The sequence below is a fragment of the Variovorax sp. ZS18.2.2 genome, from assembly GCF_024701975.1.
GTDB lineage: Bacteria > Pseudomonadota > Gammaproteobacteria > Burkholderiales > Burkholderiaceae_C > Variovorax.
In genome coordinates, this window is the sequence record NZ_JANLNM010000014.1 from 39,579 (window position 1) to 58,804 (window position 19,226).

A 19,226-nucleotide genomic window follows, 5' to 3' on the forward strand; every position below is an offset into this window, starting at 1 on the left:
CGTACCGCCTGCTCAACCGGGTGAAGCGTCTATCGGTACTGGCCGGACGAGCAACAGGCTGGGGTCGACCTCCAGGCTTTCTGCCAGTTTTTCGATGTTGTCCACGGACACGTTGACTGTGGCGCGTTCGACTTGGCTGACGAAAGTGCGATCCAGATCCGCCGCAAAGCCAAGGCGCTCTTGAGAAAGCCCTTTCTCGACTCGAAAAACGCGAACGTTGAAGGCAACGACTTCGCGCAGTGATCGCAGCGGCTTCGAATGATCGGGACCTTTTAATGGAGGTGGCACCCCCCGATGCTTCCGATATGATGCGAATGCATCTACGGATTTTGCGTCACCTATTGATCGAATCTCGGGCGCGGTGCCTCGGTCCTCTATCAGCCGGGCCTCATGCAACTTCTTTTCTGACCATCACGGCTCTTCCACAGCCCGCGCTCGCGAAAAATGCAACCTTCGAGACCGCGTCTCCCAAACGTAGACCCTCGTCAACCAGAGGCCACCGGGCGGGACAACCAAGAGATTCCGTACATGTTCGCGGTAACCGGGGCCCTGACCCTGGCCATTGCATTGGTGATTGGTTCGACAGTCGCGATCGCGCGTGGAGCGCCGCTCACCTCAAACCTGCTTCGCGCTGGCCTCATCGGCGTCTGCAACTGGCTCTTTGTCGCCGCCTTGGCTTGGCCAGTCGCAATGCGGCGGGCTCGGCTTGGCCGGCAAGCCCAAGTGCTGTCCGGCTGGCCTTACTTGGTACTCGCCATCGTTGTTGGAACGCCGGCCGCCTTCGTTTGCGGTGACACGCTAGCGACATGGTTGCTTGGCAGTTCTGCGCCCACCCTCCTCCAACGCACAGTTGCCCAAAATCCGGCTCTTCTGTACGTTGTGTTTTTGCCCTGCATCGTGGTGACGTTGGTGTTGGCCGCGCTGCAGACGATCGCGGAACGTAACGGCGCAGCGAGATCGGCGCGGTTTCTCGCCATGGAGGCCGAGCTCCGACTCCTGGAATCCCAACTCGACCCGCACATGCTCTTCAACTGCCTGGCCAGCCTGCGAGAGCTGATGGACTCCGACCAGCAACAAGCCCATCTCATGTTCGAAAACCTCATCCGTTTTTTGCGGGCGAATCTCTCCGGATCCCGGCGCGCGCTGCATCTTGTCAAGGACGAGTTCGCTCGCCTTTCGGACTTCCTTGAGCTCATGAGGATGCGCCTGGGTGATCGGCTTTCATTTCGTCTCGATCTGCCAGAGGCTCTGTCAGACGTCCAGATGCCGGCGCTTCTTCTGCAGCCACTCGTCGAGAACGCGCTCCGACACGGAATCGCGACCTCGGTCACCGGCGGCCACTTGCACGTGAGTGCGGTGCAGGAAGGCACACATTTGGTCCTCAGCGTTCGTAATTCAGGCGCTGATTTCAATGGCGGAGGAGACGCTTCCGATGGGTTCGGCCTTCACCACGTTCGTGAGCGCCTGCAGGCCATCTACGGCCCTCAGGCTCTATTCGAGATCACGTCGGAGAGGATCGGTCAGCCTGGTGCGATTGCGACGGTACGCTTGCCCATGGAGCATCGACCATGAGGGCCACCGCGCTCATCGCCGACGACGAAGCGTTGCCAGCAGCAAGACTCGCGCGCGAACTGCGACGCTGCTGGCCTGGGCTCGAGATTGTGGACACAGTGGCGAATGGAATCGCTGCGGTGAGTCAAATCAAGCGCCTCCGGCCTGACGTCGTCTTTTTGGATGTTGAGATGCCTGGGCACCGCGGGCTGGAAGTTGCCGCAATCATTGCCGAGGATTTGGGCCCCGATTCAAAATCGCCGTTGACGGTCTTCGTCACAGCCCATGACGACTTCGCTGTCGAGGCATTCGAGCACGCGGCTTTCGACTACGTTCTCAAGCCGATCGAGCGCAACCGGCTTGAGCGGACGTGCGCGCGTTTACGGGAGGAACTCAGGTCCCAGAGCGTCCTCGATGACGCGCTGCAACGCATCGATCCGAGCGAGCCTTTGCCAAAGCTCGATCGAATTCAAGCCGCCGAGGGGTCGGTCGTGCACATGGTCCCGATCGAAGACGTGCTCTATTTTGAGGCCGCCGACAAATATATTCGTGTCGTCACGAGCAAGCGTGAACACCTGATCCGAAGCACGCTCGCCGAACTGTTTGGCCGGCTTGACCCGGCGGAGTTCTGGCAGGTGCGCCGCGGGACCGTTGTGCGAGCGGCGGCCATCGTCACAGCAGAACGGCAACCGTCCGGAACTCTCGCTTTGACGCTCCGAGGCCAGACACGGAAGCTCATCGCGACGAGGCAGTTCGCGCATCTGTTCCGTTCGATGTAGGTGCCTCCGAGCAGTTGCATCGGAATTCGCGGCGGGCACGTGTGAGTTCGCGCCACTTCTGCGACGACTCGTCGCAATCCGATGGCCGACTTTTAGAGCGCTTGGCAAAGTGGCACTGAGGACGCCGGATCTCGCCGAGATCAGGTCTGACCTCGGCGTACCAAGAGATCGAACTGATGCTTTTCTTTCGACTGAGCCGAATGTGCGGCTCGAAGTTTCCCTCCACGTCGATTGCGGTCGCGTTGATTGCCGTAGCCCATGCAGTCACTGCGCTGGCTCACCCCGGCGCGGAGCTGCGAATCCCTCCTCCGAAGCCAGTGATGAGCTATGTCCAACTCAAGAAGGAGACATGGAGGCTCGCGTCCGACCGCAACGAGCTCGTCGATGCCGTCGTGGCCCGCCGGGTTCGATTGAATTTGCGGCCCTTCGGCGGCGGCAGCGATGCGTTCTTTGTGGACAGACAAGACCAGATCGGTTTTGTCTGCCGCAGCAAGTCACGCGGCTTTAAGGGTGGCGCGGTGGTCAGCGTGATCATCACGTACGAAAGTGGCGGTGACCAGGGCGACTTCTTCACGCTGGACCACTGCGAGGTTTCTCGCTAAACGAAGTTCGCCCCGCCAGGTCATGCCTCAAACACCTCATGAAACAGAACACCTCATTCTCCCAGGCGCATCGCGGCTTCGTGGCTGTCGCACTCGCTTCGTTGACGGCAACATTAGTCGGCTGCAGCGGTGAACCGTCTGCCGGCGACATCGACAAGACCGTGCGCTCCTACATGTCGGAGAGCCAGACGCAACTGCAGAAGCTCAGCGGCACGAAGAACAGCCTCGGCGAAATCCACAACGTCAAGAAGCTCGGTTGCAAATCTGATACGGACGCCTCTTGGCGTTGCGACGTTGAACTCGATGTCACACAGTTTCAAAATCGGACGAAAGGGCCTGCTTCGTTTCGCTTCATAAAAGGCTCTGACGGCTGGACGTTGGCCCGGTAGGCAAGGAAAGGGTCACACGCGTGCCGATCACAACCATCGTTCTCCCCGGCAACCGGCGGATCTGGCTCGAGGTTAAGCAGGGAATCGTCATCGAAGCGACTGAGTCGTTAGTCTCGCTCGTTCATGAGGGCCGAGACCGGCGCCAGTTCGTCGGAGGCACAGCGACCATTCGTCCAGGACGCTTGCATTCAGAGTTGGTGTCCGTTCACAAAGTGTGGCTGCGCGATGCCAATGGTCAAGAGTCGGCGCATGACCTGACCCACTTCCCCGTGGATTCGCGCGTAGGCCACTCTGTGGCACTGGTGTATGGCGCCGCACAGGGGGTCGAGACCGGCGAGTTTTTTGGCGCACTCAATGTCACAACCGGCAAGTTCAACTTTGACGAGTCGATCCATTGTGATCGTCTGCGGAAATTCGGCCTCTACCTTCCATCGAAGTTCTATCGGACGCGCCTGCAGTGGGGCCTGGCTATCGGCGCCGCCATAGGTCTGCTGTGCAGCTTCTCCAACGGCATGGACTTTTCCTTTTTCATTGCCGGGTCGATCCTCGGTTTCATCTTGTCGTTGGCAGTCGCGCTCGCGCAAGCGGTGGTCAAACAGGTTCAAGGCCAGCGGCTTGTTCCCCAGCTGAATCACCGTGCGTTGGCGATTCTCCTGAGCAAGAGCTAGTCATCACGCACAACCCATTCATGCCCAGCATCAAGAAAAGGCGGCTCTTGAGTTCGGATCCTGAGCCTCTGCCAGGCGCGTCTGAAGACCGGCCGAAGATCCTCTTCTTCGGGGATCCCCACGGCGACTTTGAGCCCGTGCTTGAAGCCGTTAAATGCCAGCAGCCCGACGCCATCATCCTTCTGGGAGACCTGCAAGCGCGGCGACCTCTGCACCTCGAACTGGCGCCGATCCTCGACAAAACGGCGGTATGGTTCGTCCACGGCAATCACGATACCGACAGCGACGAGGACTTCGACAATGTCTTCCATTCGGAGCTCGCAGACCGAAACCTCGATGGGGAGGTTCAGACCATCGCGGGGTACCGAGTCGCTGGGCTGGGCGGCGTCTTCCGAGACAAGGTTTGGAACCCGGCCATGCCACTGGAACAGGCGGCCTTTGCCTCGGACCGGGCGATGGCTTCTCATGCGCGAGGCGGCAGGTCTGGCATCGAGGTTGACTTGAAGTCGACTTGGCGTGGCGGCATTTTGCGTAAGCACCATTCGAGCATCTTCCCGGACGTCTATCAGCGGCTTTGCACGCTGAGAGCGGACATCCTGGTGACACACGAGGCGCCCGCGGCCCATGCCCACGGATTCACTGCCATCGACGAACTGGCCAACCGCCTCGGTGCCACCTTGGTGGTGCATGGTCATCACCACGAATCGATCAACTACCTCGAAGCCGGCCTCATCACCGTCGATTCGCCATTTCTTGTGCATGGTGTCGACAAGGGTGACTTCCTCGCGTGGCCGCCGAAAGCCCCGGAATGACGTGGCTCGTTCTTTCCGATCTTCATCTCGACTTCGGGCATTTTTTTGTGCCGGACGTTGACTTCGACGCGGTCGTACTCGGAGGCGACACGAGGCAGCAATGCATCGGGTCGAATGGCGACATACGAACTCGGCTCAGCATGCCCGCGACGGCGTACTGCGGGCCCCGATTAATTGACCGATTGAGGACGACAAATGGCATTGGACACGAACGAGCCGACGCAGGATGACGAACAGCTGATGGCACTGTGCGCTTTGAAAGCGCGCCACCTTTACATGTTCAACGGTCAGCACATTGGTCTCGCTTTTTACCGAGGGTGGTTACCTGATTTCATCGGCGCATGTGCTGAGATCGATCGGCTTCTGGGGAGCAACAAGCGAGGCTTTCATTTCCGCCAGATCAAAGAAAAGTATGGGTGGGCCAGGTACTACTGGGCAACGGACAACGTAACTCCCGTTCGCCTGAGTGTCGTCGCAGGCAGCAGTGTGCTGGAGCGTCAGCTCGGCGTCGACGGTGGCGATGACGTGAACGAACAGATCAGCAAGATCCTGCAGATTGCCGAGGAGCTGTCAAGACAAAAATGCATCGTGTGTTCAGCACCCGCCGAGATACGCTCGTTTGCGGGATGGCTCGTCTGTGCCTGCGAGCGGCACAGTCTTGACCACATGCCGAGAGATCGTTTCTTCGCCGCTGCTCACCTGCACGAGGCCGCCGAGTAGGCCGGCACTGAAGATGTACTGGAGTTTGCGGAACAAGACCGAAGACATCGACCGCGCGCTGGCGGCATGCAACACTCGGTGGGCGCGAATGGCTGCGCTCGAGCTCGGTGTTCGCCTCTCGCACACGTCATCCGCTCTGCGGCTGCAGGCGGGCAGCATGGGTCCCGAGGAACAAGCAGATGCCGACGATCAGCCGACTGAAGAGATTCTCTTCATATTCGAACAAGAGCTGGAGCGATTGCTCGATCTCCTCAAAGAGAATCAGGCGGCGGGCGCGTCCGAGGTTGTACAGAAGTTGTTCCTGCTTCTTGACGCGCTCGACCACAAAGGCGGCCAGTGACGACGGACCGCAAGCACGTGGATGGCCCACAGGTTCTTCATTTCGAACGCAATCGACAGGGCCGCGACTTTGTCGTGGGTGACGTGCATGGTTGCTTTGGCGCTCTGCAGGAAGCGCTCGATGCAATCGGTTTTATGCCCGAGTGCGATCGGCTGTTCTGCACAGGCGATCTGGTAGATCGAGGCCGAGAATCTCATTTGGTTACTGCGTGGCTTGACCAACCATGGTTTGCTTCAGCGTTGGGTAATCACGACCTGATGGCGTTCGAGTACGCGCTATGTGAGCCGAGCGCACTATCGAGTTCGAGCCTTGCTAATCACGGAGGTGGTTGGATGCTTGAATTGCCGAAGGCCGAACAGACCCGAATCGGAGAACGACTTCGTGCTCTTCCGTTGACGATCGAAATCGAAACCGAAGCTGGTCCAGTTGGTCTCGTTCATGCCGATTTCCCGTTTGACGATTGGCGAAAGGTTGAGACGCTCTTTAGCGAAGACGATAGGCAGATCTGTTTGTGGTCGACGATGCGTTTCGACCGCGTGTACCGGAAAGCAGTCGCCAATGTTCGGGCTTTGGTGCATGGCCACCTGACCCTCTCGACCGCGCAAAAACTCGGGAACGTTCATTTCATCGACACAGGCGGGTGGTTGGTTGGCGAAGGGCATTTCACTTTCGTCGAACTCGAGTCCCTCAATCTGATCAAGGGACCAGGCCCAAACGCTTCGTTTGGAGCTCCACGGAATCGTTGAGCGACGGCTTCTGAAAAGGAAAAGCGATGCACGACGCCGCAAAAGAAACGGAGACCGCGTGCATGCGCTGCGGTGCATCCGCCCAGATCAATCGACATGGTCGGTGGTACGCATGTCTTTGCGAGGTCCATGCTGAACAGCCGCGGTCAGAAGATCGCAGACGAGGAACGAAGAAATGACGCTTCCGTACGAACGTCGAAGAGCGCTGCAGTGGGCTGGTGAGACCCTTCGCGATCTGCGCTCCCCCCACAAAGACGTCGAGCTCTGGGGAGCTCCCGTGCCCGAAAAACTGCGGCAGTTGGCTATTCGGATTCTTCGTCACTACCCTGAACCTTGGCAGATCGCCGCGGCAACCCGGATGGACGACGTTGCCGTCAGTGATTGGATCGCCGGAGAACCGGATCGTTGAGGGAGCAGTCGAGCAGGCAGTCATCAATGACGGTGGTGCGCAGCTCTTTGTAGCGCAGCGGCTGCGGCATCCCCAGTCTGCTCATAGGCAGACCAAGGTCGAGATGGAGACCGAGTGGTCGATCAGGCAGAGCATCGATGCGAGCGCGAAGCTCCAGACGTTGCAGATGGAACGCGCGGATGACCATCACCGGAAGTTGATCGACAGCATCGCGCAGACGGTCGAGGAGTCCAGTGCATTCGCACAGGGCAGAAAACTGGCTGAGCGTCACCCATTCCTGAGCTACTGGGACCGTCGATTGTTCGGACGGTGATGGACAAGGCCCAGCGGGGAAGTAAGCTCCGTCCTCAACGGAGGGTTGTCGCCAGACCTTAAATTCAAACAGCCTCTCTGCTCATTGATTCCAGTTGCATCTCACTTGCCAGCAAGATGATCGTCGCGCCATAGACGGGTTCAACAACAAGTAGCTTCAACGCACCCGAACTGATCAACCCGAGTTTTTCCTTCAAAGGCTCCCACTCAAGGTCCGAGGGACTTGGGTTTTTGCCTCGCATCAAGAAAAACAAGTTATCGGTGATTGCGGATACGTTCTCTTGAAAATCTGCTGCAGCGAAGCAATGGACTCTGTCAACAATGTTCGAGAGCCTTAGCTCATTCGCAACGAAGTCTTCCACTCCGGAGACGGTGATTTTCTTTCGTTCTTTACCTTCCCAGGCGCAGGTAAGCTCGATACAGACTTTCCTGTCTTTAGCCGAGACATGAACTGAGTCAACAGTCGACTCGACAAGCGTTTCCAATCCATTCATATCAGTTTCCTCCTTGTGGCCACGGGGAGTAATCACGTCCAGGATGCTCTCTGGCGCCGCCATCCCATTCGTGAACATGCGGGCGCTCATGGCCTTGATGCGGCTTGTCGTAATCTCTGGCCGGCTTTCCATCTGGTCCATATTCTCGCGTGCGATGATTGCCGTCGATGACTGAGCCAGGATCAGCGCGATTAGGCACATCCTTCGCTCGACCGCCATCTGAGAACATCCGATCTCTCAACCAGTCCGTAGCTTTGATGCAAGCATCAACCACAGGTTGTGGCAGAAGTTTCGGCCATGGGATGTATTTCGGCCTAGATGGTCCAAAGTCAGGGTCCAATGGCGGTGTCGGCGCCGAACTGCATGCAATCCCTCCTGGGATCGGACGACATCCTTGAAGGCCACTTGGATCGACGTAGCCCAAGGGATTTCCACCCACATAGCCAAATCGATTCCAGCCTCCATCAAGCCCGATAGGGTCACCCTGCGTATAGCGACCAACTCTCGGGTCATACGTCCGATACCCGTTGTAGAACAACCCCGATTCCTCATCCGCATACTGCCCCGGATACCGCAGGTTGAACTTCACCTCCGAAATCCCCGTCGTGCCCGGATTTGGCATCGTCTCCAGATTCGCAAACCGGTTCTTCGCAAGCGTCGGCTTGTCTTCCCCGAACGCGCTGTAGCTCCATTGCCAGACGGCTTGGCCGCTTGCGTTCGTGAGCCTGCGCGGCGTGTTCAGGTGATCGCTGTGCACCGCATACGTCGCGCCATCGATCACCACCGCAATCGGCAACGGCCCATTGGCCGTTGGCAGGTAGATGTACTGCGCCTGGCCCGCGCTCTGCGTACCGCCACTGCCCACCTCCGCGATCAGCGTGCCCTGCTCGTCGTAGACATACGCATAGCCCAGTTGCTCTGCCTGCGTGGTCGACGGGCTCCACAGCTTGGTGAAGAACGCGATCAGACTCTGCATAAAGCCCGGGTCGGCCTCGTCACCCTGGCTGGGCGGGTACAGCGGCTCGGTCTTGAAAACGCGCTGGCCCAGCGCGTTGTGCGCGTAGCGCGTCGTCGGACTGACGTCGGTGGCACCCGTCGTGGCAGTGCTCAGGCGCCCTTCGGCGTCATAGCCGTAGCTGCGCAGACCATCGCCGACCAGATCGCCATTGGCGTTGTAGCCGTAGACCACATTGGTGGCGGTGCCACCCGCGGTCTGACTGAAGTCCGCAAGGCGATTGCTCCCAGACGCAACGCTGTAGCTGCGCGCAGTGGTTAGTCCGCCCAGCGTGCGAGTGCTGCTGGTCCGATTGCCGTTGGCGTCGTAGCCGAATCCAGCCGTGTTGCCCGTCGCATCGAAGCTCGCGATACGCCCGACACTGTCATAGCCCACGCTCCAGGTGACGTTGGTGCCGGCGATGGTGTCGTGGGTCGGGTCGGCGTCGGCAGGGCCGTACAGGTACTGGGTGAGACTGCTGATGCGTCCCGCAGCGTCATAGACGTAGCTCCCCGTCTCGGTCGCCGTCAGGCGACCGGCAGTGTCGTAGCTGCGGCTGCCTGAAAGCTGCGGACTCGCAAAGGCCCAGGTCCAGGCCGTGGGCTGCCCCAGCGGATTCCAGGCGACGCCAGTCACCAGCGGACTGCCATTCCAGTTCAAAGTCGACAGGCGGCCGGTGGCGTCGTAGATGTAGGCGAGTGTCGCCCCATTGGGATAACCGATGCTCGCCAGCGTGGCGCTGGGGTTGTAGGCGTAGCTGACCTGCTGAATGCTGCCATTGGCAAGCGTCTGCTTCTTGAGCGTGACACGTCCGAAGACATCGCGCGTGTACTCGGTGGTGCCGCTGCGGTCGATGATCTCGGAGAGATAGCCTTTGCTGTTGGCGGTGAGGTCGTAGCGCAGGGTCGTGGTCTTGCCATCGGCGAAGACGAGTGCCGTGGGGCGCCCCAGGGCATCCCGCGTGATCGTGGTGGCTTGCCCGAGTGCATCGACGATCTGGCTGGGCAATCCCAGGCTGTCGTACTGCTGGCTGCGGGCACCGCTGTCCGTGCTGGCTTCCGACGTCGCGTTGCCCAAGGCATCGCGGTTGTAGGTGGTGGCAACCGCCTTGAAGTCGCTGGCCTGGGTGACGGCATCGAGCGCGTTGTAGCCCAGGCTGGCACTGGCGTTGGCGGCATCGGTGACGGTCTTGACCCGCCGCAGCGCGTCCAGGCTCCAACTCGTGCTCTGGTTCAGCCCGTTGGTCTGCGCGATGCGATCGCCGTTGGCGTCGTAAGCAAAGCTCTCGTTTTGGTTTCCTCCCTCCGTCTGGGTGGCGATGCGGTTGAGCTTGTTGACGGTGCGCGCGGTCGTCCATGCCACGGCGCTGGAGCCATTGAGGATCTGCTCGGCCAGCCGGTTACCCGCCGCATCGAGGGTGTAGACGCCGCTCTCGCCGCGGCTATTGCTCCAGCCCGTCAGGCGCTGGGCCGCGTCATAGGTGTAGCTGGTGACCAGACCCGCAGGCAGCGAGATCGTCGCGAGCGTGCCCGCAGGGTGATAGGTGAAGGCCGTGGTCTGAGCGGCAGCGCTGCCGACGGTGCGCGACAACAGGCGGTCGAACGCATCCCACACGAAGGTGGTGACCAGACCATTGGGGTCCGTCTGGTTCGCGAGGCGGTTGGCGGCATCGTAGGTATAGGCCGTGACATGACCCAACGCGTTGGTTGCGCTCAACACGTTTCCGCGTGTGTCGTACGCGTAAGTGGTGATAGCCCCGTTGGCTTCGGTGTACGTCTGGACCCACCCTTCGGGCGTGTAGGTCCGCTGGCTGGTGCGAGCGGCACCCGATGTGCCGCCGGTGTCTGCCACCGTTTCCGTGAGCAGCTTGCCCACCGTGTCGTAGGTGTAGCTCACATCCTTGCCAGCCTGGCTGAGCAGCGTCGGTACCGGCAGCGCGGTATCCCAGGTCGTGGCGATGGCCCGCTGCTCGGGCGTGCCGAAAGCCTCCGTTCGCGTGGCTTCCAGGCCCCGTGTGTTGTAGGTGAAATTGGTGACGCTGCCGGTCGCGTTGGTCTGGCTCGACAGCAAGCCGCGAGTGTCATAGGTGAACGACGAGTTGCTGGCGGGGCAGCCCGGTGCCGGCTCGCCCTGGATCTGGGAGATACGCTTGACGCCATTGACGATGACGTAGTGGTACGTCGTCGCGCGCCCGACCGAATCGGTCACGGTGGTCGTCCCGTTGGCGTTGTAGGCCACCTGCGTGAGTTCGGCATTGCCGGCGTGCGTGGTGCTGATGGCCCGGCCCAAGGTGTCGTAGGCGTAGGTGGCGTAGCGCGTGCCCGACTCGTCGCTCACACCCGTGAGAAAGCGCGGATACGTGGTGTTCTCGTAGTGATAGGTGCGGGTCTTGACATCCGCACCCGCCGTCTTGACGGCAGACGTGAGCCGGTTCTGTGCGTCGTAGTTGTAGGCAACGCTGAAGTTGGGGGTCGTCAGCGAGAGCGGCTGCAGGTGCGCGTCCTCGGTGAAGCTCAGGCTGTTGCCGAAGCCATCCGCCACGGTGACCGCGCCATTGGCACCATAGGTCAACGTGTGTGCCCAGCCGTACGGATGAGTCTGCTTGGTCAGGCGACCGCTGGCATTGAACTCGTACTGCGTGTTGTCCGGATCGACGTAGCGCCAGCCTGCGCCGTTCTGCGACAGCGTGCCCAGTTCATCGGGATCGGCCGTGATGGTCGAGCCGCTGCGTGCGAACGGTGACTCCCGGCCGTTGGCGTGCAGCAGCACGACCTCGCTGGCGGTGACCCGCAGGCGCGTGGCGTACCGACGCGTAGCTCCATAGCCCGAAGAAAGACAGGTCGGCAAGCTTCGCCAGCTCTCGCTCCCCGGGTGTCGTTCCTTCTCTTTTGTAAATTGGCTTCAACATCGTGGTCGGTGCTCCTTCTCAGGCATGTGACTTCACCAAGACGGTGCGGCTGTCACGCGTGCGGCATTGACGTTGTCGGCAATGGGTAGGTCATGCGAATGGCGCTCGGCCGAAGCTCGCCTTTGCTTGCACGAGCACGAGGCAGCGCTCCCTTGCGCGCGTCACAGCGTTGTACAGAAGCCGACGTTTCTGGTCGTCGCTGCCCCCAATGGCCGCCGGCCAAAGCACGATCACGTTGTCGAACTCTCGGTTCTTTGCGCCATGAACCGTCATGCCTCTCCAGCCTTTTTCATCCTCTTTTCGTGTCCGGCGCCGCTGCGCAAATCCTTGCTCAATCGCCTGTTCAATCTCGTACTTGGAAAAAGTGGCCTTGCCCCGAGCTCTCCTTTGCGTGGCCATCCAATCAGAAAGATCCCTTGTGGCTCGGAAGTCACCCGCAGCATTCAGAAGAGCGACGACAGATGGAATGTCGTTCACATCGCGAAGAGCAATCTTGGCAAGAAAACTGGCGGCGGCCTTTGCCTCCGTCTCCTCCCACAAGATCGAATAGGGGCCAGATCCCTTCGTTGTCTTGTTCTGAGCAGCCCATGCCACGGCTGCCTGAGCAAACGCGCCCAAAGTGGGTGTGATCACGGCGACACTCTTGCCCCCACCGTACCACTGCAGATTCCCATTGAGCCAAGCGCCCGCGAGCGGTGGTTTCGAAGTCAATGTGACCTTGAAAGCCTTACCCGATTCGGGAGGCTCTCCTTTCCGAATTGCAGCGGCTGCATCAAGTAACTCAGCGATGTTTGTGCGTCGCGGTTGAATGAGCTCCTCTACAGGACACACCTGAGCGAGCCATGCGCATGCAGGATTAGGGCGCAGTTCCTCCTTTAGGCATTGGAACTCGTCCGCGGCAGCAAAGACCTCCAATCTGCTTGCCAAGCCTTCGACTATGCGAAGGCGGTTTGCCGTCATGTCTTGTGCCTCGTCCAGCAAGAGGATTGGAAAGGTGGCGGCCACCCAACCGCAAACCTCTTTGATCTGCAAGAGTGCCCCAGCTGCATCACACACTCGTTCGTATTGATCCTGTTCAATGTCAGCGAATCCAAGCGTGGCAGCGAGAGACGACCATCTCCGAACCAGGCGCCGAGCAAAGCTGTCGATCGTCGAGCAATCTGTTCGCCCTCTCAGGGCTTTCAGTCGTCCCAGCCGTTCTTCCAGACGTCGGCGAGAGCCGTGCATGAACGTCAATGCCAACACTTTCTGCCCGTCCCTCAGAGGCGTTCCATTCAAGTGGTCGTCCAGCGATTGCATTAACTGATGCGTCTTGCCACAACCGGCGCCACCGCTGAATGCTCGAACTGTCACGGCTGAAAGACCCACACCCCATTGGCGTCGCGGACGAACCGTTGTGTCGCGGTGGACCCCGCACAGGCGCACGCAAGGCCGCTGAGCAGGTCGGCAGCGCGAGCCCGACAAGCTGGCGTGCTCGCGATTCCCTCCGCCACGAGTTCGTAAGCGATGATGTCGACCTTTTTCGTTTTAAGGTAGGCAACGACGTCAGCGGCGGACGTAAGAGGTGCCTGAGACAACTCAGTGAGCTTGGCGACGACTGCAACTTCATCTGCGGCCAGAATCCAGCCCACCGTGTCCTCAATCATTGCCCCATCGTTCCAACGAATCACCGCCGCCGGTGGGATTGGAGTTGCCACCAGACGTCTCACATAGAGAAGTCCTTCTCCGTCCCCATCGACAAGGCAAGACACATTCCTGTGCAGTCTGGCCATCAGCTGATGGGTCTCAACCACCTTGGCGTCCTCGGTTGGAACGACCCCGACCTCGATGCCGAAGGGGCGGGTCATGGAGTCGATCCAGCCAGCGGTCATCATCAGCGGCTTCAAGATGCATCGAAGCAGTTGGAAGTCGGCTCTTCCTTCGGGAATGAGCAGAGATGGCTGCATCAGCGCGCCGAGCACATCGGTCCGGCTGTGTTGAAAGAATTTGCGTTGCCAGTTTTGGGCCGCAGCCGGAAGAGGCGCCTCAAGAAACGGTTCGGCGGATAAAACACCGTCGTGCTTCTTCAAGACCAGCACAGAGGTGGGGTCCGCCATGCTTGCCACCAGAGGCGAATGGGTTGTCACAAACGTCTGTGTCGAGAGCGCCTGCACACGATGGACCAGCCGCTGCTGAGCCGATGGAGGCAGATGAATTTCTGGTTCTTCCAAAGCCATCAGAAACTCGCCCCCTGCCGTTGCGCGCGCGCGCCCCAGTTCGAGCAGCAGGAGCACGCCTTGCATCGAAACCAGTCCACTGCCCTGCCTAGAGGCGGGGATGCTGATCCCATCCGCCGAAGCGAAATGGGCTGACACGGCCTCCATGACAGAGCGGCTGTCTGTCCCCGTCAGTCGAAGCTGAACTTGCGGCGCGTTTGGGAAGGAAAGGGCCAGTTCCTTGTTGAGGTTCTGAATCAATGGTTCGATGCCAGGATCGGTATCGATTGGCTGGTCCGGCGCGCGGAGACGATCGCGTTCGGCCAGCAGGGCACCAGCAGGTTGCGCAGCCGCCGCAAGGACGGCACGCTTGAACAACTCATTGCCCCACGAGAAGACTTTGTCCCAGGTGCGGCTTGCTCGAACAAGATAGAAGCTCAGCTCTTGAATGAGTTTTCCCGGTACGACTGCCGGGGTGTCCTCTGCGAAGGGGTCGACGGGGTCATCATGATCGTGAAAGTAACGGAGCATCTCCACGGCGAGTGACTCATGGTCGAACCTGGCCTGGACAGCAATCTGGCAGCACAGCTTCCAGGCTTGGTTGTCCCGAAGCGGATGTACCGTGCCGGTCATCTCGTCCAGCCATTTGACGACCGCTCTTCCCTCCCGAAACCACTGACTACTTTGTTCAGGGTCGTCGTTGGAGAAATCAGTGATGGTGGCAACGAGCTTGATGCGATCCGCCGGCAGAGGGCAGGATCCGTAAAAGTCATGCTCGGTTAGCTCTCGAACAAGTCGATCTCGCCCCAGAACAAGGGTCAGCGCTTCGATCAGTGTCGTCTTACCGGTGTTGTTGTCTCCAACAAGAACTGGGTGCTTTCCGAAGCGAACAAAGCCGTTGCGAATCCCGCGAAAATTCTCGATCTTTATCGTGGCCACTCTCATCTGATGCTCTTTTCATATGACGCCCGACGCGGGCGTACGGCGTCTTCATGACGCCCTACACGGTCGCTTGCGACTTGCGTCCGGCAAGGTACCCGTCGAGCGCTTCTACCCGACGGAACGTCTTCTTGACCGCCGGCAACGTTATCGCTTTTGAATCAAGCAGCAGACCGACCTGGTCCTCCCAACGCACGACTCGCTGGGCACGAATCGCGTCCATCAGCTCGCCGTAGGCGACGTCGCCTGGAGGCAGGTTGTCAGAGCCGGGAACGTACATGTCGCACGTTTGCACTGTCTTCTTGTCCCTGCCTTCAACGTAGCCCACGCCGAACACGGCTATGAGGTGCTTGAGAAGCGTTTGCTCCTTACCGAAGAAGCCCATGCCCGTGACGTTACGAAGTCCTTCCGCGACGTCAGCACCGTGCGTCCCGCAGATGAACAGGACATCATCTGCATAGGCGCCGAGCAACTCGATGTCCGAATGCACCGGCGCCACAATCATCCGGCGATAGCCCTGTGCATAGGCCGTTTCGATGGAAGGCAGGAACGGCAGCGCTTTCACCGGGTCCGGGACCATGAAGTCTTTGGCCGGTGTGCCGCGCTTGCGCGGCATGATGCGACAGGCCATGCCCATATCCTGCGTTACGGCGAGGAGCGAGGTGACGAGGTCGATGGCCCACCAATGGTCATCGATGACCGAAGTGCCCGCCACGAGCAGGCCTGCCTGGCGGCCGCGAAGTGCGCGCCGAAGATGAGGCAGGACAATGGCAGGAATGGCGTCAGTAGTGGCGGTGTTCGGAACCGGGGTCGGCCAAGGCCGCGGCGGCGAGAACGGCTCCTGGCGCAGCAGTTCACCGTCTTCAGTCACGATGCCCATGAGCGCTTCGGTGCAGTCCTCGCCCTCTTCTTGACGCATGTCGACCGCCAACTGAACGTCGGCCAGCAAATCCTCTGGTGTCGGGGTGTCCATCAGGACGGCGACGCGATGACCCGAGTCGAGCGCGCGGATACAGGCCATCCGAAGCCGCGACGCGCAGTCGTCCCAAGATTGCTGGTTCAAGTGCAGCGGGCCCAGCACCAGGAGCGTTCCACTGGGAACGCGCTGCAGTCCACGGGACCACAAGCCTTGCTCGTCCAGGTCGATGCTGCCTTCCCAGTGGTCGCCCGCGCGCTCGGCGTAGACCAATGCACCATCGGAAGCTTCGCTGTAGTTGGCAAGCAGTGCGTTGATTGCATCCTGCGATGTGGCGATGTACACACCAGCCCGCGGGCCGGAAGGCCAGATTTCCGGCGGCGCCTGCGCCTCTTGTACATCCGGCGGCGCCAGCGCTTTGAGTAACGTACTTGGCGCAAGGTCCAACTGGTAGCGACTCTTCAAACGGTATGCGAGCCGGATGGTCGACGTCGTGTTGAGTTCGGTGGCAACGACTCGGTCAGGGAACGCCATCACCTCGGGCCAATTGCGCAGGCCAGGCAGCGCCGCGATAACGTCGAGGGATTGCGAGTGCCCGATGGGCACGTTGTGCTGCTCGAGCAACCCGCGAACGAGACCAGCCAGCAGCTTCAGCTGTGGGACATTCATGTTTCACTCCTCGGGCGGTCTCTAGCCGGTGCACGCGTTGCGGGCCGCCCGATGGAAAACACAAATGGGGGGAGGCTCGGTACTTCAATCCGTCTTCGTCGTACCCCGGAGGGCGCGTGCGGCAGGCGACGGCAACCAAGCCAAAAGATAACACGTAGACGCCACCTGCGGCTAGAGATCGTCAGCCCGTGTACTGCGCAGGTCTCAACTGCGACCATCCCCTGTTCTAGCGCCGGACTTCACCCATGGGGCCATGATCCTTGCGATCATGGGCCGACAACTTCGGCGCGGCGGCCTTCGCTGATCGAGCGACACCGAGACGTCGTCGCTTTCGAAGATGGTCCGACTCCGGCGTCCCGCCGGCGCGGTCCGACTTTTCCGTGATTGCAGACAGGATGCATCCGAGCACGCTTTACAGCAAGTCCTGGAGGATCGCGCGTCGCCAATCTAGAACGTGGCCGACGACACGGGCTAACCCCGAATCAACGGCTCGTAGTTTGGCTCGATTTGGAACAGCCAAAGACGGAGAACCTCACCGCGGTACGCGTCGTCAAAGCCAGGCGCCAATTCGGCAGGTTCGAGTTGTGGAGTAAGCCTCACAACTTCATCGTCAGTGGTGGTCAGCCACTTGTAGTAGCTGGAAATCATCCCAGCGAGCGTACCCAGGCTCTCAAACGCTTGATCGGGCGACTTGTCGCCGGCCTGCCTTGCCGCAATCTCAACGTATGCAACTCTTTCGCCATTCATCGTCGCGATGGGCATCTCGTCCTCCCAGGCGGAATGGAACATGAGGTAGAACGCGATCTGTTGCTCCCGCTCGTTCAAGATTTCTTTGTTCTCGATATAGAAACTTAGAGCACTGATCGTGAAGCTTGCTTGATTGTTTTTTTGTATTGAGCTGGGGCGATCGGAGGCTGCATGTATTCGGCAGACCAAAGGAGGGATGGTCGCCACCATCCGGTCGCCAAAATCACCGGCGATGCTCCTCTGATACGCATCAACGAAGCGCAGGATGATTGTTCCGTTTTTGGTTTCAAAATCTTCGACCTTATTGATGGTCCACGTTCTCAGGTCGTTCCAATAGACGGCAATCAACAGAGGATGCCCTTTGAGTTTGGCGTAGTGCTTGAGCCTGGACAAGTAGGCGTTGCCGAAGGTGACGGGTGTGTGGATCGTCTTGGGCTCAGTGTTCTTAACCTCAACGAAGAATCTTTGACCGGTCTTGAGCGACACGAAGTAATCCGGCGCCTGCACTTCAATTCCGGCATACAAGGGGGCAGATACATCTTCCGCGGTAATCAAGTCTGCCTTTCCAAGCGACGCGACCACATACTCAAACATGCGTTCAGCCCTTCGGGCATACATCAATGAACGGTTCTCTCTGGCTAGTTTCGTGGCCACTTCGAATGAGAATTTCTCGCTCAACCGATCCAACGGCAGATTGAACTCTCGCCCCACTTGGTCAGCCAAGTCCACCGCGCCAAACCTGGACGGTTGCCGTTTCACACGCTTCATTTCAGGCTCTTTCTGCACAAAGGCGATCCCGTTCTCATTTGCACCCTCAATGACTGAGCTTGCATCGGCGGAGGCATCACGTCCGCATGCATGCGCTAGGCCCGAGCGGGCCTGCTTGCGGTCGCCGCCGAATGAGCGCCAAGTTGGCCGTCATCATGGCCGCAACCAGCGTGACCAGCCACGAGAAGTACACCCATAACAAGAACACGGGGAGCGCCGCGAACGCTCCATACAGCGCCTTGCACGCCGGCAACTTGACGAGGTAGGTGGTGAAGCCGCGCTTGCCGAGTTCGAAAGCCACGCTGGCGATCAAGCCACCCGCGAAGGCGTCACGCAGCCGTATCTTGGTGTTCGGAACGAGGCAGAACATGCTCGTCAGAACAGTGACACCGAGCAGGAGCGGACCGAGATCGAGGACGAATGCGAGCGAGTGTGGCAGCGTGCCGATTAGGTCCATAGAAATGGCTGACTGCTCTTGAACAACTTGCAGGAATCCCACGAAGGTGAAGTTGATCCTATACTCACGACGCCTTGGCAATATGCACAGATTATCAACAATCAATTAACATGTTATTCACAGCAAAATTCGCAGACTGACGCGCCCCTCACGGGGCTTGCCTTTCCGACTACTTTGAACATTCAAAACAACACTGAAGGTTCCCCGTCCGAGTTCGCGCGCTCCGCATTGGAAGCGCTGCGCGAGCCGCTGGAGACCGGCACGATCACGATCGTCCGTGCTGCGCGTCGCGCCGAATTCCCCGCACGCTTCCAGTTGATCGCGGCGATGAACCCCTGCCCTTGCGGCTACCTCGGTTCGTCGCTGAAGTCCTGCCGCTGCACGCCGGACCAGGTCTCGCGCTACCAGAGCAAGCTCAGCGGGCCGCTGCTGGACCGCATCGACCTGCACATCGAAGTGCCTGCGGTGTCGGCGCAGCAGCTGCTCAATTCACCCCCGGGCGAATCGACCGAGAGCATCCGCAGCCGCGTGGTGGCGGCACGCGAACGCGCCATGCAGCGCCAGGGCCACGCCAACCAGAACCTGCAGGGCAGCGCGATCGACAAGCATGCGGAGCTGGATGCCACGGCGCTGAAGTTCATCTACAACGCGGCCGCCAAGCTCGGCTGGTCGGCGCGCAGCACGCACCGCGCGCTGAAGGTGGCGCGCACGATTGCCGACTTGGCTTCGTCGGAGACGGTGCAGGTCGTGCATGTGGCAGAGGCGGTGCAATACCGCAGGGGGTTGCATGGCGTGGCGTGAACCCACCGGA

The 19,226-nt window shown here is 59.9% G+C and carries 19 protein-coding genes and 1 pseudogene; 12 read left to right on the top strand and 8 right to left on the bottom strand.

Features of this window, described 5'->3' with window-relative positions; translation table 11 throughout:
• Positions 1–12: 12 nt before the first annotated feature.
• The gene (locus tag NU688_RS32355; protein ID WP_257865026.1) at positions 13–288 is read right to left on the bottom strand and encodes a helix-turn-helix domain-containing protein; all 276 of its coding nucleotides are present in this window, start codon (positions 286–288) and stop codon (positions 13–15) included.
• Positions 289–528: 240 nt separating this feature from the next.
• Between NU688_RS32355 and NU688_RS32360 the strand changes: the two genes are divergently transcribed.
• The 11 genes from NU688_RS32360 to NU688_RS34130 all read left to right on the top strand — a co-directional run bounded on the left by NU688_RS32360 (position 529) and on the right by NU688_RS34130 (position 7,329).
• Positions 529–1,572: a sensor histidine kinase gene (locus NU688_RS32360; RefSeq protein WP_257865027.1), complete on the top strand. Its 1,044-nt coding sequence runs from the start codon at positions 529–531 to the stop codon at positions 1,570–1,572.
• A complete protein-coding gene (locus NU688_RS32365) occupies positions 1,569–2,330 on the top strand; it encodes a LytTR family DNA-binding domain-containing protein (RefSeq protein WP_257865028.1) in 762 nt (253 codons plus the stop codon). Before NU688_RS32360 ends, NU688_RS32365 begins: the two co-directional genes overlap by 4 nt.
• 176 nt (positions 2,331–2,506) lie before the next feature.
• A complete protein-coding gene (locus NU688_RS32370) occupies positions 2,507–2,932 on the top strand; it encodes a hypothetical protein (protein ID WP_257865029.1) in 426 nt (141 codons plus the stop codon).
• 38 nt (positions 2,933–2,970) lie between these two features.
• On the top strand, positions 2,971–3,321 hold the full coding sequence (locus NU688_RS32375; protein ID WP_257865031.1) for a hypothetical protein: 351 nt from the start codon (positions 2,971–2,973) through the stop codon (positions 3,319–3,321).
• Between the two features lie 20 nt (positions 3,322–3,341).
• A complete protein-coding gene (locus NU688_RS32380) occupies positions 3,342–3,989 on the top strand; it encodes a hypothetical protein (RefSeq protein WP_257865032.1) in 648 nt (215 codons plus the stop codon).
• A 20-nt stretch (positions 3,990–4,009) separates the two neighbouring features.
• Positions 4,010–4,801: a metallophosphoesterase gene (locus NU688_RS32385; RefSeq protein WP_257865033.1), complete on the top strand. Its 792-nt coding sequence runs from the start codon at positions 4,010–4,012 to the stop codon at positions 4,799–4,801.
• 195 nt (positions 4,802–4,996) lie between these two features.
• Positions 4,997–5,521 (top strand): hypothetical protein, encoded by a 525-nt coding sequence (locus NU688_RS32390; protein WP_257865034.1) that lies wholly within the window; start codon positions 4,997–4,999, stop codon positions 5,519–5,521.
• A 13-nt stretch (positions 5,522–5,534) separates the two neighbouring features.
• Positions 5,535–5,861, top strand: coding sequence for a hypothetical protein (locus NU688_RS32395; RefSeq protein WP_257865035.1), 327 nt, complete (start codon positions 5,535–5,537; stop codon positions 5,859–5,861).
• On the top strand, positions 5,858–6,607 hold the full coding sequence (locus NU688_RS32400) for a metallophosphoesterase (RefSeq protein ID WP_257865036.1): 750 nt from the start codon (positions 5,858–5,860) through the stop codon (positions 6,605–6,607). The genes NU688_RS32395 and NU688_RS32400 overlap by 4 nt, the downstream gene beginning before the upstream one ends.
• Before the next feature lie 175 nt (positions 6,608–6,782).
• Positions 6,783–7,016 (top strand): BPSL0761 family protein, encoded by a 234-nt coding sequence (locus NU688_RS34125; protein ID WP_374684717.1) that lies wholly within the window; start codon positions 6,783–6,785, stop codon positions 7,014–7,016.
• Positions 6,976–7,329: a hypothetical protein gene (locus NU688_RS34130; RefSeq protein ID WP_374684718.1), complete on the top strand. Its 354-nt coding sequence runs from the start codon at positions 6,976–6,978 to the stop codon at positions 7,327–7,329. The genes NU688_RS34125 and NU688_RS34130 overlap by 41 nt, the downstream gene beginning before the upstream one ends.
• 64 nt (positions 7,330–7,393) lie before the next feature.
• On the opposite strand, the gene NU688_RS32410 is transcribed toward NU688_RS34130, so the two are convergent.
• The 7 genes from NU688_RS32410 to NU688_RS32440 all read right to left on the bottom strand — a co-directional run bounded on the left by NU688_RS32410 (position 7,394) and on the right by NU688_RS32440 (position 18,457).
• Positions 7,394–7,822 carry a hypothetical protein gene (locus tag NU688_RS32410; RefSeq protein WP_257865038.1) on the bottom strand — a complete coding sequence of 143 codons (429 nt, stop codon included), beginning with the start codon at positions 7,820–7,822 and terminating at the stop codon, positions 7,394–7,396.
• Position 7,823: 1 nt separating this feature from the next.
• On the bottom strand, positions 7,824–11,585 hold the full coding sequence (locus NU688_RS32415; RefSeq protein ID WP_257865039.1) for an RHS repeat-associated core domain-containing protein: 3,762 nt from the start codon (positions 11,583–11,585) through the stop codon (positions 7,824–7,826).
• Between the two features lie 229 nt (positions 11,586–11,814).
• Positions 11,815–13,023 carry an ATP-binding domain-containing protein gene (locus NU688_RS32420; RefSeq protein WP_374684719.1) on the bottom strand — a complete coding sequence of 403 codons (1,209 nt, stop codon included), beginning with the start codon at positions 13,021–13,023 and terminating at the stop codon, positions 11,815–11,817.
• Positions 13,024–13,073: 50 nt separating this feature from the next.
• On the bottom strand, positions 13,074–14,864 hold the full coding sequence (locus NU688_RS32425; RefSeq protein WP_257865041.1) for an ATP-dependent endonuclease: 1,791 nt from the start codon (positions 14,862–14,864) through the stop codon (positions 13,074–13,076).
• A 55-nt stretch (positions 14,865–14,919) separates the two neighbouring features.
• Entirely contained in the window at positions 14,920–16,443 is a 1,524-nt protein-coding gene (locus NU688_RS32430; protein WP_257865042.1) for a hypothetical protein, read from the bottom strand.
• A 471-nt stretch (positions 16,444–16,914) separates the two neighbouring features.
• Entirely contained in the window at positions 16,915–17,958 is a 1,044-nt protein-coding gene (locus NU688_RS32435) for a hypothetical protein (protein ID WP_257865044.1), read from the bottom strand.
• A gap of 76 nt (positions 17,959–18,034) precedes the next feature.
• Positions 18,035–18,457, bottom strand: coding sequence for a YihY family inner membrane protein (locus tag NU688_RS32440; RefSeq protein WP_257865046.1), 423 nt, complete (start codon positions 18,455–18,457; stop codon positions 18,035–18,037).
• A gap of 168 nt (positions 18,458–18,625) precedes the next feature.
• On the opposite strand from NU688_RS32440, the pseudogene NU688_RS32445 reads away from it, so the two are divergent.
• Positions 18,626–19,216: pseudogene (locus tag NU688_RS32445) on the top strand (ATP-binding protein); the annotation flags it as partial.
• Positions 19,217–19,226: the final 10 nt, after the last annotated feature.

Coding starts and splice junctions, on each gene's coding strand:
- NU688_RS32360 (WP_257865027.1), top strand. CDS start 529: ATGTTCGCGGTAACCGGGGCCCTGACCCTGGCCATTGCATTGGTGATT.
- NU688_RS32365 (WP_257865028.1), top strand. CDS start 1,569: ATGAGGGCCACCGCGCTCATCGCCGACGACGAAGCGTTGCCAGCAGCA.
- NU688_RS32370 (WP_257865029.1), top strand. CDS start 2,507: ATGCTTTTCTTTCGACTGAGCCGAATGTGCGGCTCGAAGTTTCCCTCC.
- NU688_RS32375 (WP_257865031.1), top strand. CDS start 2,971: ATGAAACAGAACACCTCATTCTCCCAGGCGCATCGCGGCTTCGTGGCT.
- NU688_RS32385 (WP_257865033.1), top strand. CDS start 4,010: ATGCCCAGCATCAAGAAAAGGCGGCTCTTGAGTTCGGATCCTGAGCCT.
- NU688_RS32390 (WP_257865034.1), top strand. CDS start 4,997: ATGGCATTGGACACGAACGAGCCGACGCAGGATGACGAACAGCTGATG.
- NU688_RS32395 (WP_257865035.1), top strand. CDS start 5,535: ATGTACTGGAGTTTGCGGAACAAGACCGAAGACATCGACCGCGCGCTG.
- NU688_RS34125 (WP_374684717.1), top strand. CDS start 6,783: ATGACGCTTCCGTACGAACGTCGAAGAGCGCTGCAGTGGGCTGGTGAG.
- NU688_RS32410 (WP_257865038.1), bottom strand. CDS start 7,822: ATGAATGGATTGGAAACGCTTGTCGAGTCGACTGTTGACTCAGTTCAT.
- NU688_RS32420 (WP_374684719.1), bottom strand. CDS start 13,023: ATGCAATCGCTGGACGACCACTTGAATGGAACGCCTCTGAGGGACGGG.
- NU688_RS32425 (WP_257865041.1), bottom strand. CDS start 14,864: ATGAGAGTGGCCACGATAAAGATCGAGAATTTTCGCGGGATTCGCAAC.
- NU688_RS32430 (WP_257865042.1), bottom strand. CDS start 16,443: ATGAATGTCCCACAGCTGAAGCTGCTGGCTGGTCTCGTTCGCGGGTTG.
- NU688_RS32435 (WP_257865044.1), bottom strand. CDS start 17,958: ATGAAGCGTGTGAAACGGCAACCGTCCAGGTTTGGCGCGGTGGACTTG.